13 protein-coding genes are annotated in these 14,126 nt (G+C 68.5%); 6 read left to right on the top strand and 7 right to left on the bottom strand.

What is annotated here, in order from left to right; translation table 11 throughout:
* The first annotated feature begins 75 nt into the window (after window positions 1–75).
* Window positions 76–624, top strand: a complete 549-nt coding sequence (locus tag NHL51_RS08610) for a flavin reductase family protein (protein ID WP_434143076.1) — start codon at window positions 76–78, stop codon at window positions 622–624.
* Between the two features lie 136 nt (window positions 625–760).
* On the opposite strand, the gene NHL51_RS08605 is transcribed toward NHL51_RS08610, so the two are convergent.
* The 7 genes from NHL51_RS08605 to NHL51_RS08575 all read right to left on the bottom strand — a co-directional run bounded on the left by NHL51_RS08605 (window position 761) and on the right by NHL51_RS08575 (window position 8,237).
* Window positions 761–1,720, bottom strand: coding sequence for a carbohydrate ABC transporter permease (locus tag NHL51_RS08605; RefSeq protein ID WP_434143075.1), 960 nt, complete (start codon window positions 1,718–1,720; stop codon window positions 761–763).
* Window positions 1,721–1,749: 29 nt separating this feature from the next.
* Window positions 1,750–2,763 (bottom strand): carbohydrate ABC transporter permease, encoded by a 1,014-nt coding sequence (locus NHL51_RS08600; RefSeq protein ID WP_434143074.1) that lies wholly within the window; start codon window positions 2,761–2,763, stop codon window positions 1,750–1,752.
* Window positions 2,764–2,852: 89 nt separating this feature from the next.
* A complete protein-coding gene (locus NHL51_RS08595; protein ID WP_434143073.1) occupies window positions 2,853–3,782 on the bottom strand; it encodes a phosphodiesterase in 930 nt (309 codons plus the stop codon).
* 46 nt (window positions 3,783–3,828) lie between these two features.
* Entirely contained in the window at window positions 3,829–4,602 is a 774-nt protein-coding gene (locus tag NHL51_RS08590) for a tyrosine-protein phosphatase (RefSeq protein WP_434143072.1), read from the bottom strand.
* An 8-nt stretch (window positions 4,603–4,610) separates the two neighbouring features.
* The gene (locus NHL51_RS08585) at window positions 4,611–5,969 is read right to left on the bottom strand and encodes an extracellular solute-binding protein (RefSeq protein WP_434143071.1); all 1,359 of its coding nucleotides are present in this window, start codon (window positions 5,967–5,969) and stop codon (window positions 4,611–4,613) included.
* Window positions 5,970–6,018: 49 nt separating this feature from the next.
* Window positions 6,019–7,179, bottom strand: a complete 1,161-nt coding sequence (locus NHL51_RS08580; protein WP_434143070.1) for an ABC transporter ATP-binding protein — start codon at window positions 7,177–7,179, stop codon at window positions 6,019–6,021.
* 182 nt (window positions 7,180–7,361) lie between these two features.
* Window positions 7,362–8,237: a MurR/RpiR family transcriptional regulator gene (locus tag NHL51_RS08575; protein WP_434143069.1), complete on the bottom strand. Its 876-nt coding sequence runs from the start codon at window positions 8,235–8,237 to the stop codon at window positions 7,362–7,364.
* Window positions 8,238–8,360: 123 nt separating this feature from the next.
* Here NHL51_RS08575 and aspS point away from each other — a divergent pair, with 123 nt between their 5' ends.
* From aspS to NHL51_RS08550, 5 genes are all read left to right on the top strand, one after another.
* On the top strand, window positions 8,361–9,689 hold the full coding sequence (gene aspS / locus NHL51_RS08570; protein ID WP_434143207.1) for an aspartate--tRNA(Asn) ligase: 1,329 nt from the start codon (window positions 8,361–8,363) through the stop codon (window positions 9,687–9,689).
* Between the two features lie 338 nt (window positions 9,690–10,027).
* Window positions 10,028–10,738, top strand: coding sequence for a SipW-dependent-type signal peptide-containing protein (locus tag NHL51_RS08565; protein ID WP_434143068.1), 711 nt, complete (start codon window positions 10,028–10,030; stop codon window positions 10,736–10,738).
* A 36-nt stretch (window positions 10,739–10,774) separates the two neighbouring features.
* Window positions 10,775–11,413: a signal peptidase I gene (locus tag NHL51_RS08560; protein ID WP_434143067.1), complete on the top strand. Its 639-nt coding sequence runs from the start codon at window positions 10,775–10,777 to the stop codon at window positions 11,411–11,413.
* Window positions 11,410–12,174: a hypothetical protein gene (locus NHL51_RS08555; protein ID WP_434143066.1), complete on the top strand. Its 765-nt coding sequence runs from the start codon at window positions 11,410–11,412 to the stop codon at window positions 12,172–12,174. Before NHL51_RS08560 ends, NHL51_RS08555 begins: the two co-directional genes overlap by 4 nt.
* On the top strand, window positions 12,171–14,126 hold the full coding sequence (locus NHL51_RS08550; RefSeq protein WP_434143065.1) for a choice-of-anchor G family protein: 1,956 nt from the start codon (window positions 12,171–12,173) through the stop codon (window positions 14,124–14,126). The genes NHL51_RS08555 and NHL51_RS08550 overlap by 4 nt, the downstream gene beginning before the upstream one ends.

The raw sequence follows: 14,126 nt of genomic DNA, 5'->3' as shown, positions 1-14,126 counted from the left end.
GGGGTGGCAGCGACCGCTCGGCGAGACCTACGCTGGCTGCACGATCCCTGGCTGAACCCACCCGCAAGGAGCCGCATGCCCGCGCACGCCGCCACCCGTACCGAGCCCGCCCCCACCACCCTCGACGCCCCGCCCGACGCCGTCTTCGAACCGCGCGCCTACCGCGACGTCATGGGCGCCTTCCCCTCGGGCGTCACGGTCATCACGACGGCGACCGGCGCCGGCCCGGTGGGCTTCACCTGCCAGTCGTTCACGAGCGTCTCGATCGACCCGCCGCTCGTGTCGTTCTCGGTCGCGCGCACCTCGCGCAGCCTCGCCGCCGTGCGGGACACGGGGCGCATCGCCATCAACTTCCTGAGCACCGCCCAGCAGCACCTGAGCGCCCAGTTCGCTCGTTCGGGCACCGACAAGTGGCAGGGCGTCGAGTGGGTGCCGGCCGAAGCGAACGGGGCACCGCTGCTCGCCGGCACCGCGGGCTGGGTGGCCGGCCGCATCGACCGGGAGATCGAGGCGGGCGACCATCTCATCTTCCTCGTGCGGGTCGCAGCGCTGCACCACTCCCCCGAGCGCGAGCCCCTCGTCTTCCACCGCGGCGCCTACCGCGAGCTCGACTACCAGATCTGAGCGCGGGCGCGGGGGCGCGCATCACGACCAGGCGCGGATCTCGAAAGCGTGGAGCCTGATGCACCATTGAGACGCGCCCAGCGGTGCATCAGGCTCCACGCTTCGGGTTCACCCGAAGCGTCCGGCGCCAGAACCCCTACTTGAGCCCCGAGCGCACGAAGGCGTCGACCACGTAGCGCTGCAGGAAGATGTAGATGAGCAGGATCGGCAGGCATGCCATCGCGCTCGCCGCCATCACGGCGCCCCAGTTGTTGCCCTCGGCGCCGAGGAAGCCGCGGATGCCGACCTGGATGAGCGCATCGCCCTGCTGCATGATGAGCGCGGGCCACAGGTACTCGTTCCACGCGCTGATGAACAGCATGATGCCGAGCGCGGCGAGCGCCGGGCGCAGGTTCGGTACCACGACCTCCCACAGCGTGCGCCACGCGCCCCGGCCGTCCATCGACGACGCCTCGAGCAGTTCGCGCGGGAACGAGTCGAGGTGCTGCTTGAGCAGCATCACGGCGAACGCGGCGGCGAGCTGCGGGATCATGACGCCGAGCACCGTGTTGAGCAGGCCGAGCTTCGAGATGAGCACGTAGTTCGGGATCATCGTCACCTGGAACGGCACGAGCCACGAACCGACGAAGAGCAGGAACAGGACCTTCTGGCCGCGGAACGACCAGCGCGCGAAGCCGTACGACGCGAGGATCGCGATGAACAGCTGCCCGACGGCGAGGCCGAGCGCCATGCCGAAGGTGTTCGCGAGCATGCCGAGGATGGGGATGGTGCTCCACACGTACTCGAAGTTCTCGATACTGAACGGGCCGGGCAGCGGGTTCGTCGACAGCATCTGATCGGCGGGCCGGAAGGCCGTGACGAACATCCAGTAGATCGGGAACACCGAGATGATCGCGAGCACCGTGAGCAGCACGAACGCGGGGATGTTCGCGAGCCTGCGGCGGGTGCGGCTCCGGGCGAGCGCCCGGGTTGCGGCGTCGGCGGCGTCGGGAGCATCGGAGGCGGCACCGGGGCGGGTGCCGGCGGCGGCCGGCTTGCTGATGTCGACCGGGTCGAGGGCGCCGAGGTGCTGCGGGGCGACGAGGGTGAAGGTCATGGAAGTGTGCTCCTGGGAGGTGTGACGGCTCAGTTGTCGTGGAAGCTGAGCTTCTCGGAGAGTTCGACGAAGACGAGCGCGATGAGCCCGAACGCGATGAAGAAGAGCGTGCCCGCTGCGGCCGAGAGTCCGGCGTCGAAGTTGCGGAAGCCGAACTGGTAGAGCAGGTAGTAGATGTTCGTCGACGAGTTGCTCGGGCCGCCCTGTGTGACGAGGTCGATGATCGGGAAGGTCCACTGCGCCGAGAGCAGGATGGTCATGAGCGCGAGGAACACGAGCGAGGGCGACAGCAGCGGCAGAGTGACGCGCCACGTGATCTGGCGCTCGGTGGCGCCGTCGGTCGCGGCGGCGTGCCCGTAGTCGGGGCTGATGCCCGCGAGGCCGGCCGAGACGACGAGCACGCCGAAGCCGAGCATCTGCCAGCCGACGATCACGATGACGGCCCACATCGACGATTCGGGTTCTCGGAAGACGTTGCCCATCTCGATGCCGAGGGTGCGGGCGACGGCAGGGATCGTGCCGCCCTCGGGCGCGAACAGCCACCGCCAGACCGCGCTCGTCGCGACCGGCGTGACGAGGAACGGCACGAAGATGAGGGCCTGGTAGACGGTCTTCGCCCGGCCCGCGACGCGGCGCGAGATCAGCGCGAACACGACCGGCAGCGCGACCGAGAGCACGAGGAAGGCTCCGATGTAGAGCACGGTGTTCCAGAGCGCCTGGTGCAGCTCGGGCAGGCTCAGCACGGTCGCGTAGTTCTCGAGACCGACCGGAGTCTTCGGCTGGGTCGGAATCAGGTTCCAGTCGAAGAAGGAGAGCTCGAAGGTCTGCACGAGCGGGATGTAGGTCCAGACGAGCAGCAGCACGACCGCGGGGAGCACGTAGAGGTAGGGGGCGATCGTGAAGCGCTCGGTGCTCCGGGCGCGCTTGGCGCGGGTGCGCCGGGCACGCCGGGTACGCGCGGCTGGTTCAGGGGTCGATGCGGTTTCAGGGATCGGCTCCGCCGCTGCGAGTGCGGCTGCCGGCGGGAGAACCTCGGTGAACAACGGTCGTTCCGTTCTACTGGGTGGTGAGGGGTGTGCGGGCGGATCGGCGGGCGGGGCCGGGCCCCGCCCGCACGGATCGGGCGGGCCGCTCAGGCGAGCGCGGGCTCGGGCTCCGCGGCGGGATCCGCGTTCAGGCTCTTCGCCATCTCTTCGTTCGCCTCCGCGATCGAGAGCGAGGTCCACGAGGCCAGCTGCTCGGCCGTCGCCTCGTACACCGTCGAGAACTCGCCGATCGGCACGACCGTGTGCATGACGCGGTCGCCGTAAAAGTGCACGAGGTTGAAGCCCTGCGCGCCGTCCTGGCCGCGCATGGCGCCCGGTTCGACGTTCAGATCCTGCGTGTAGCAGGTGGCCGAGGCTACCGAGACGGGCACGCCGCCGATCTCGCTGAAGGTGTTGAAGTGCAGGTGCCCGCCGAGCACGGCGCGCACGTCGGTGCCGCGGATGGCCTCGGCGAAGCGCGCCTGATCCTGCAGCTCGACGAATGCGATCGGTTCGATGAGCGAGGGCACCGGCGGGTGGTGCAGCGCGATGACCGAGCCGCCGGGGGCGGGGGTCGCGAGCACGTCGGCGAGCCAGGCGTACTGCTCGTCGGTGATCTCGCCGTGGTGCTGACCGGGCACGGTCGAGTCGAGGGCGATGATGCGCAGGCCGTTCACGTCGTACACCATGTCGACGCTCTCTTCGCCGGCATCGGAGTCGAGCAGAGCCTTGCGGAACGGCGTGCGGGTGTCGTGGTTGCCCATGACCCAGATCACCTGGGCGCCGATCTTCTCGGCGGCGGGCTCGACGATGGCGCGCAGGCGCTCGTAGGCGTCGGCGTCGCCCGTGTCGGCGAGGTCGCCGGTGAAGACGATCGCCTCGGGGCGGGCCTGGCTGCGTGCGAAGTCCTCGAACAGGCGGGCGAGGTTCGCGTCGCTGTCGATCGAGCCGTGCAGCTTCTCGGCGCCGCCGACGAAGTGGGTGTCGCTGATGTGCAGGATGAAGTGCTCGACCGGAGGATGCTGGGTGTTGGTCATTTCTGTGCCTCTCTTCTTGTTCGTGCTGTGCGATGGGAATCAGGGATCAGCCGACGAGCCGGGCGTGCAGCCGCTCGAGGGCGGCGGGGTCGAAGCCGTGGCCGAGCAGCATGGGCTCCACGCCGCCGTACTGCTCGTCGATCACGTCGAGCGCGGAGCCCAGCGCCTCGGCCGGGCTCGCGCTGACGAGCTCGCGCACGGCCTCGTTGATCGGGCCGGGCATGCGCTCCGAGAACGACGCGATCATGCGGTCGGCCCACTCGCCGGCGAGGTTGTCGGCACTCGCGGCGTAATCGGCGACCACCTGCTCGCGGGGCACGCCGACGGCGGCGAGCGCCGTGGCGACGACCATGCCGGTGCGATCCTTGCCCGCGGTGCAGTGCACGAGCACGCCGCCGGCCGGGGCGTCGGCGATCAGCCGCACGGCGCCGACGAGCGCGGTGACGCGATCGGTGGCGATAGCGCGGTAGATCTCTTCGAGCGAGGGCACCGTCCGGGTCGTCGGCATCGCCGCACCCGCGAAGATCGGGTGGTGCACGGTCTCGATGGCGCTGCCGCGGGTGGGCTCGTCGCTCGCGAAGACGCTCGGGGAGGTGCGCACCTCGGTCTCGTCGCGCAGGTCGATGACCCGCACGATGCCCTGTTCGGCGAACTGCGCGATGCCGCGGGCGCCGAGGCGGTGCAGCGCGTCCGAGCGCAGGAGGCTGTTCGGCCGGATCGTTCCGCCCGCGGCCGGGTAGCCCGCGGTGCTGCGGAAGTTGTAGGTGCCCTCGATGCAGATCGCGGGGCCGGCGGCGTAGGTGTCGACGATGGTGCTCATTGCGACCCCTAGCCGATCAGCGCCTGGGCGCGGTCGGCGGCATCGGTCATGGTCGCCTCTGCGGGCTTGCCGAAGTACACGACCTCCTCGATGGCGGTGGCGAGCAGGTCGTCGACCTGCACGTAGCTGTTGCCGGGGTACGAGACCCAGGGCTGCATGCGGTCGAGCTGGGCGAGGTTCGGCTCGATGAGCGGGTTCTGCTGAGCCCAGTCGTGGAGCGCGCCGCCCTCTTCGACGAGCCCGGTGCGCAGCGGCAGGTATCCGATCTGGCTCGAGATGAGCTCGTAGGCGCGGTCGCTGGTGAGGAACTTGATGAGCTCCCATCCGGCGCGCTGCTTGGCCGGGTCGTCGCTGAGCACGAAGAGCGCGGAGCCGGAGTTCGTCGGCACGGCTTCCTGTCCGTCGAACGCGGGCATCGCGGCGGCTTCGAGGGTCCAGCCGCCCGCGTCGGCGGCCTGCATGAACATGCCCTGCAGGGCCGAGGTGGTGAGGATCATGGCGGTGTCGCCCTTCGCGATGCCCTCCATCTGCGCGGCCGAATCGGCGCTGCGCAGCACGCCCGCTTCGGTCATCTCGGCGAAGCGCTCGACGGTCTCGACCGCCTCGGGCGAGCCGAAGCCGATCGTCGTGCGATCCTCCGAGAGCACCTCGGCGCCGTTCGACTTGAACAGGCCCTGCATGCACCAGTGACCGCCCTTGACGGTGCAGTTGATGTCGAGCGACGGCTTGCCGGTGTGCGCCGAGACCTGCGCCGCAACCTTCTCGACCTGGTCCCAGGTGCTGAGGTCAGGGGTGCCCTCGACGCCGGCGGCTTGCAGCATGTCGGCGTTGGTGAAGAGCACCGGGGTCGAGAAGACGTAGGGCATGCCGTAGGTCTTGCCGTCCCAGTCGGCGAGCACCTTCGCGTTCGGGTGCATCGGATTCTCGCCGCCGAAGTGCGCCTCGAGCTCCTCCGCCTCCACGATGTCCGAGAGCGGCTTCGCGCCGAGCTGGGTCGCCGTGTACTCGAGCGCGTCGAAGGTGAGCTGGGCGACGTCGGGCGCCTTGCCGGCGAGCAGCTGCGTCTGCACGCTGCCGACGTAGTTGCCGGAGGCCGCGGCTGCGCCCTGCGTCGGCTGCGCCTTCACGGTGATGTTCGGGTTGGCCTCTTCGAACTCCGAGATCAGCTGGTTCACGGTGTCGGTCCAGACACCGGCCTGCGTGAGGTTGTAGCTCTCGAAGACGATCTCGACCTGCTCATCTGCACCGAGCTTCGGCACGACGGCGGCGGCCGAATCGGTGGCGGCCGAGCCCGACGAGCAGGCGGCGAGGGCGACGCTCGCGATGATGGCGCAGGCGCCGGAGGCGAGTGTGCGTCGAAGTCGCATGTGGGTGGGTCCTTTCAGGAGGGTGATGCGGCTGGACTGATGGGGGGGGCTAGTGTGCGGGCAGGGCGACGTGCGCGGCGGCAGTGCTCGCGGTATCGGCGGCTGCAGGGATCGCCGTGCGCTCGGGCTGCCACTCGAGGCGGCGGCCGCTGTCGCGGTCGAAGAGGTGCACGCGCGCCGTCGGGGCGGTCAGCACGACGAGCTCGCCGACCTCCCAGCGCTCGTCGCGATCGCAGGCGGCGGTGACACGGTCGTCGCCGATGCGGCAGTGCACGAGCTGTTCGCGGCCGAGGTTCTCGATGAGCTCGACGGTGCCGCGCAGCGCGATCCCTGCAGTCGGCACCGCTTCGGCCGAGCCGCCCGCGAAGATCGCGAGGTGCTCGGGACGCACGCCGACGACGATGTCGCGCTCGGGGGTCGCGCCCTGCCAGAGCATTGCCTCGGTGCCCGGGGCGAAGACCGAGATGTGGCCGTCGGTCGTGGTGAGGGTGGCGTCGAGCAGGTTCATCGCGGGAGAGCCCAGGAACCCGGCGGCGAACACCGAGCTCGGGGTGTCGTAGAGCTCTTCGGGAGTGCCGTACTGCTCGACGCGGCCCCGGTTCAGCAGGGCGATCTTCGTCGCCATCGTCATCGCCTCGACCTGATCGTGGGTGACGTAGACGAACGTCGCGCCGAGCTTCCGATGCAGCGCCGCGAGTTCGCGGCGGGTAGCGGTGCGCAGCTTCGCGTCGAGGTTCGAGAGCGGCTCGTCCATGAGAAAGGCCTTCGGCTCGCGCACGAGAGCGCGGGCCAGGGCGACGCGCTGGCGCTGACCGCCCGAGAGCTCCTTCGGCTTGCGGTCGAGCAGGTGCCCGATCTCGACGGCGTCGGCGGCCTCGCGCACCCGGCGGGCGATCTCCGCCTTCGGGGTGCGTCGCACCTTGAGCGGGAATGCGAGATTCTTCTCGACCGACAGGTGCGGGTAGAGGGCGTAGCTCTGGAACACCATGGCGAGGTCGCGCTTGCGCGCCGGCAGCGCCGTGATGTCATCGCCGTCGATCTCGATGCTGCCGCCCGTGGGTTCGAGCAGGCCGGCGATCATGCGCAGGAGCGTGGTCTTGCCGCAGCCCGAGGGGCCGAGCAGCACGAGGAACTCGCCGTCCGCGATGTCGAGGCTGACGCGATCGGTCGCGGTGAAGTCACCGAACTCTCGCGAGATCTGATTGAGCACGAGCCGAGCCACCGGCCACCTCCAGGGAATCGAATTTCATGAACTGCGGAATGCAGGAAACGCTTGATTCCAGATTGGAGGCCGAGGGTGAACGGTTCGGGAGGGGCAGGCGAACGGGAGCCGCCGTTCGCCTGAATTCCGTCGCGCGAAGATGAACGAGCGGAACGGCGGGTGAACGCGCCTCAGTCTTCGGCGGGCACGACCATCGTCTTCGCCTCGGCGATCGAGGCCCGCTGCGCAGTGATCGTGTCGGGGAGCCCGCCGAGCGACGCCGCGTGCAGCGCCGAGAGCAGCAGCATCTGCACGATGTTGCCGGCCACATGGCTGCTGTTCCAGTTGTGGAAGCCGGCCCCGGCGACGAGCGCATGGTCTGCGACCTGCGCGAGCTCCGAGCCGCCGTAGCTCGTCACCCCGATCACGGTGGCGCCCGCCTCGGCCGAGAGCTGCGCCGAGCGCAGCGTGAAATGGTTCATGCCGCTGTCGCTCACCGCGAGGCAGACGTCGCCCGGCTTCAGCAGCTTGGCGGCGATGTGCTGGGCGACGATGTCGACCGGGGCTTCGCAGACCCGGCCGCTCGTGAGGAAGTGCAGGGCGACCGACTGCGCGGGGGCGAGCGAGGCGCCGTTGCCGACGACGAGCAGGCGACCGCAGTCGCGGATGCTGAGCGCGGCCGCGTCGAAGGCCGAGAAGTCGAGCGCGCCGAGGGCGCCGTGGATGCCGTCGATGGCGCTCGAGAACACCTGCTCCACGGGATGACCGGTGTCGACCGCCGCCTCGCCGCCCGGCGCGAGCGACGCCGGGGGCGACGCCTGATCCCTGATGAGCAGCTCCTTGAGACGCTGGAAGCCGCCGAACCCCATGCGCTGGCAGGCCCGCACGACCGTCGCGGGCGACACGTCGGCTCGGCCCGCGAGGTCGGCGACCGACATGCGCGCGACCGCCACGGGGTCGTCGATGCAGGCCTCTGCGACACGGCGCTCGCTCGGCACGAGCGACGGCAGGTGCGACTGGATCAGGGCGCGCGTACCGCCGAGCGGCGGCGAGGCGTCGGAGTTCATACCCTCTGTGCTAACACATCCGGGTGTCCGACAGGTGTCCGGCGCCTTCGCGCGATCCTCATGGCCCGCGCGATCGGCGCACGGGTTTCGTCACGTAGACTGTCTCGGGTGACTGAGCGTGTATTGATCAAGGACCTGGCCGCCCGCGAAGACGGCCTCGTACGAGTTTCCGGTTGGGTCGAGAAGGTGCGCGACCAGCGGTACGTGCAGTTCGTCGTGCTGCGCGACGAGAGCGGTGCGGTGCAGCTGGTGAACGGCGGCGTGTTGCGCGAGCCCGACCCCGAGAACCCGCGCTCCGACATCCTCGTGCCCCGCACGCACACCATCTCCGAGCTCACCCACGGCACCTTCGTGACCGTGACGGGCGAGCTGCAGCACAACGAGCGCGTGAAGCTCGGCGGCGTCGAGATCCAGATCGAGACCATCAAGGTCGTCGCGAAGGCGCTGCCCGACAACCCGGTCGCCGACGACTCGAACATCGACGTACGCCTCGACTGGCGCTTCCTCGATCTGCGCCGCCCCGAGCAGAACCTCGTCTTCCGCGCGCAGACGGCCTTCCTGCACGCGCTGCGCCAGGTGTGGGTCGACCGCGGCTTCATCGAGATCCAGACTCCGAAGCTCATGGCGTCGGCGTCGGAGTCGCGCGCCGAGCTCTTCGAGGTCGAGTACTTCGAGGGCCAGGCGTTCCTCGCGCAGAGCCCGCAGTTCTTCAAGCAGATGGCGCAGGCGGCAGGCTTCGGCGGCATCTTCGAGGTCGGGCCCGCGTTCCGCGCCGATCCCTCGTTCACCTCGCGCCACGCGACCGAGTTCACCTCGGTCGATACCGAGCTGAGCTGGATCGACTCGCACGAGGACGTGATGGAGCTGCACGAGGAGCTCATTGTCGCCGGCCTCACCGCGGTCAAGAAGAAGCACGGCGCCGAGATCGAGCAGCTCTTCGGCATCGAGATCAAGGTCCCCGCCCGCCCGTTCCCGCGTATCCCGCTGGCCGAGGCCAAGGAGATCGTGAAGGAGCGCGGCTACGAGGTGCCCCGCGCCGACGCCGACATGGACCCGGAGGGCGAGCGCCAGATCGCCGCCTACGTCGAGGAGAAGTACGGCAGCGAGTTCGTCTTCCTCACCGACTACGCGTCGTCGATCCGCCCGTTCTACCACATGCGCCACGAGGATGACGCGTCGCTGACCAACAGCTACGACCTCATCTACCGCGGCACCGAGATCTCGACGGGCGCGCAGCGCGAACACCGCATCGAGGTGCTCGAGGCGCAGGCGCTCGACAAGGGCATGGACCCGAAGGAGCTCGCGTTCTACCTCGACTTCTTCCGTTACGGCGTGCCCCCGCACGGCGGCTTCGGCATGGGTCTGAACCGCGTGCTCATGCTCATGCTGCATCAGCCGTCGATCCGCGAGACGACCTACCTCTTCCGCGGCCCGAACCGCCTGATGCCGTAACCGCGGTTTCATCTCCAGGGATCAGCCCCGGCGCATCTTCGGAAGCGTCGGGGCTGTCCCGTTCCTCCCTCCTCCGCACGTCCCGGTGCCATCCGATGAGCCGCACTACTGAGACGCACAAGGTCCACTACTGCGACGCATTGCAGACTCCACAACAACGCTCAGATTTCGAAATTGTGGGACGGTGTCCAAGCTGATATCGTTCTCTTCACCAAGCCCGAAAACCGCACTGCGGCGGAGGGTTCGGCGGCAGGGGGCCGTTCGATACTCCTACTTCGACAAATGGGGTCGAAGAGTCGATGGATCCCCTCGCTTTACCCCGGGGAAGGGTCAAACGCATGTCCACATCATCTTCATCACGTTCGTCACGCAGAAATCGCAAGATCGCGGCGGTCGCGGCGGGCCTGCTCGTCGTCGGAGTCGGCGCCACCTACACGCTCGCGTCGTGGAACGACTCCGAGTGGGTCTGGGGCGGCGCGGACGGTGATCCAGGGATCGGCACCAGCACATTCGAGGTGCAGCAGAACACCGACCCGGCGCTCGCCGCGGGGGCCTGGACCGACGAGGAGACCCCGGCAGGTGGCGAACTCCAGTTCACCGTCAACCCGACGGCCATGGTGCCCGATTCGCCGATATACGCCCCGGTGTCGCTCCGCACGGTCGCTGGTTCGATCGCCGGAGACGTCACACTCCAGGGCGCTACTCCGAATCCCGACTTCACTAGCGGCACTGCACCTACCAGCCCAGAGCTTTGGGCTGCGATGCGGGTCAGCGTGTACACGTCGAGCGCGCCCACCGCACCGAACTGCACCCCCGCCGCATTCGACACCTCTGGCTGGGGCACTGCGATCACCGACCTCTCGAACGTGAACCTCAACACCATTGCTGGCGCGTCGCAGAACCTGCCGGCCGGCGCCACCAGCACCGACCCCGGCGCCGCACAGCACTACTGCTTCGTGCTGACACTGCCCGGCAGCACCGCGAACATCGATGATCTGCAGGGCAAGACCATCGCGCCGATGTGGAAGTTCGAGTCAGTCTCGAACTAGCCCGCCGCGTAACCCCCGCACGACGGCCTCGCGCTCATGTTCCGCCGGGTAGCCGGAGCCGCCGTCACGACGCTCGTCGTCGTGGCGGCGCTCGGGCTTGTCTGCTGGTTCGTGTTCCAGGCCGTCGCGGGAGCGTCGCTCATCACGTTCCGCACCGGTTCGATGAGCCCGACCATGCCGCAGGGCGCGGTCGCGGTCACGGTGCCGGTGCAGGCCGACGAGATCGAAGTCGGCGACGTGGTGACGGTGCAACGAGCGGGCGAGTCGATGCCGGTCACGCACCGCGTCATCGAGGTCGGTCCGGTGCAGGAGCGCGCGGCGAACGAGGCCGACATCCGTGCGGCGGCACCGGGGTCGGGGCCGCCCGATCTCACGAGTGCGACGGCCCGGCAGCTCGCGCTGCAGGGCGATGACAACGATCAGCCCGACCACCTGCCCTATGCGCTCACCGATGCGCGGAAGGTCGTGTTCGCGATTCCCGGTCTCGGGGACGCGCTCATGATGCTGCAGACGCCGATCGCGATGGGCGCGCTGATCCTGTTCGTCGGAGCGTACGTCGTCTGGGCGTTCTGGCCGAAGCCCCGCGACCCCGATGACGACAGCGATACTGACGCCGGAACCGGCTCGGGTGCCGACGCGCACCACCCCGAGCATGCCGAGGAGGTGCTCCGATGACCCGACGCCCCGCGTTCGCTCCTGCGCTGCTCGCGATCGTCTTCGCAGCCGTCACTTGCCTCGGGGTCGGGCTCACGGCGGTGCGCGCATCGGCGGTGTTCCAACCGATCGCCGAGACGGGCGAGACGGGATACCTGTCGCTCGCCGTGGATTCGGCGACGCCGCTCGAGGCGAGGCTCGGGCCGGGCGACTCGATGCGCTGGCTGGTGCGGGCTGCGCTCGAGGATGCGGAATCGAGCACGCTCGCGATCGAGCTGCGCGCGAACGGCGAGCTCGTGGAGGCGGCGGGCATGACGGCCGCGGTCGAGACGTGCTCGGGCGCTTTCGATCTCTCGGCGGCGCCGGGAGATGCGCCCGCGTGCCAGGGATCCCCGACCACCGTTCTGCCGACCACACCGCTCGCAGCGGTGTCGCAGTCGGCCGACCGATACGATCTCGCGCAACTGCGGCGGGGCGAGCCGAGGCAGCTGCTGGTGACGCTCGCGATTCCGGCCGCGACTCCCGGTGATGCCCTCGACGGGCTCACCGCGCGCGTGGGCCTCGGCGTGCACGCGGCCGGCGATGACGGCGGCGATGGCGGCACCGTCGTGCCGGTGCAGCCGACACCTGTGCCTCCGAAGCATCTCGCGGTGACCGGCGCCGATGCTCTCGCGCTCGGAGTGCTCGCCACGGGCCTCGCCGGGCTCGGTCTCGCGGCAGCCCTGCGGGGCAGGTCGCGCACCCGTCTCCACGCGGGTTCTACGGCAGGGGAAGCACGATGAGCCTCCGCGATCTGCTGCGCAGACTGACTTCGCGCCCCGCGCACGCTCGTCCGTTCGTGCCGACCGACCGTCTCTGGAAGCGCGGCGTCGGCGCGGCGGCCGCGGCCGTGCTCGTATCGACGGCGCTCGTCGCTCAGGGCGGAGTCACGACCTCCGCCAGTTGGAACGACGCCGAGTGGGTGCACGCGCCGACGGTCGGCACTCTCGATTGCACCCAGCCCGACGGCGCCTTCACAACACGCGGCGAGGGGCGCGCACTCAGCGGTTCACTGCTCGGCATCGACTTGGATCAGGTCGCAGAAGCGAGCGGAGTGCTCGTCACCAACGATGGCACCCGCGATCGACACACTCCCGACCCGGGTGCGAATCCAGCGCCTCTAGCCCCTGCCTGGGGCAACCCGCTGAATGTCGGCCTACTCGGCCAGGCGATCAACCTCGACCTCGGCGATGGCATGCTGCAGCTGCCCCTCGACAACCAGACCGGCGTGCTCGGTCAGTATGCGCAGGCGACAGCCGGTGGTGTCGCCCAGGGCGCCGCCGGGTTCATCGATTCGAGCGGCGGCATCGCGACCGCTCCAGGCAGCGGGTATCCGGAGCTCGCCACCGTGAATCTCAAGCAGCTGATCTCACAGGTCGATCCGACGGTCGCCGCAACGCTCGCCAATGTCACCGATCTTTCTCTCGAGGTAGGAGCTGTGACGGGCCGCGCGGCACTCGATGGCTGCGATGCGGCCTGGAATGGAGTGTCATCGCTACGCACGGAGCTGGTCAATGGGGTCGAAACCCAGGTCGGCAATTTGTCGCGCGAGTACCTGGCGACGAGCGCCGACCTCGTGATCGAAACGCCGGCTGTGGGCAGTCTGACTCAGAAGCTCGATGGCGTGGTGCAGAACTTGGAGACGACAGTCAACGGGCTCGCTTCGAACCAATCGGTTCTGGACGGGCTATTGACTTCAGTCACGGGGCTCCTGTCCACACTCGTCAGCGGCGTCTTGAGCACGAACAGCGTTGCGCTCACTCTCACAGCAACCGTCGACACGGCTGCGCTTCGAAATGCCATTCACCGGGCCGAGCCTCTTACCGACAGCCATGGGGTAGTCAGTGTAGACCTCTCGCAGGGCACGATCCGAGTGAACACTGTCGCGCTACTACAGGAGGCCTATCCGGGAGCCTATGGCAATGGTCTCAACGGATTGCCTCCGAACTCGAACCTGCTTGCCGACGAGCAGGTGCTGACCACGCTCACTAATACCGTTACGGATGTTCTGGGAGATTGGCTTCACGATATTGAAGGGCTCCTTGCCAGCGCCATCGACGCCATTCAGCTCAACGTATTAGTCACCGCCAAGCTTCGCGTGACCGTTCTAGGCGTGGGGGTAGCCAATATCGGCACTGTTCAAGCCGTCGTTTCGGGTCCGCTCAACGGCCTCACAACTCAAGTGAGTACGACCGTCGACCTCACGCTGCTCAACGTTCTTGATCCGCTCGGCTTGCTTGGACTGAAAGCCACCGTCAACGGCCTCCTCAATGCACTCACCTCCGGTCTCATCGGAAATCTGGGGCCGACAGTCAAGAACGCTCTCGAAACCGTACTCGGGCCCCTGCGAGCGCTTCCCACTGATGTGCGCGAAGCAGTCGTATTGGTCGTAACAACAGCATCAGGACTGTACACAAACCTTTTGCTCCCTGCGGGCCCCTCACTCAAACCTGTCATTTCTGTTGTGCTCAACGCCCAGAACGACCCGTTCTCGGGCGGCGATGAACCTGAAGATTGGGAGACCACATCAGTGGCCGGTCTGCCGGACGGCCGCTACGACGTGGCCGCGCTCCGTATCGGTGTACTCGAGGGGCTTGCGAACGGCGCCATCCTCTATCTCGGTCGGGGTTCGGTCGGCCCGGGATGCGCGGTCGCAACGGCGACGCAGCCGGGCAGCCCCTGCGCGGGGTACTAG

Source organism: Leucobacter sp. gxy201 (assembly GCF_051043335.1).
Lineage (GTDB): Bacteria > Actinomycetota > Actinomycetes > Actinomycetales > Microbacteriaceae > Leucobacter.
This window is presented reverse-complemented; position numbering and strand designations above follow the sequence as displayed.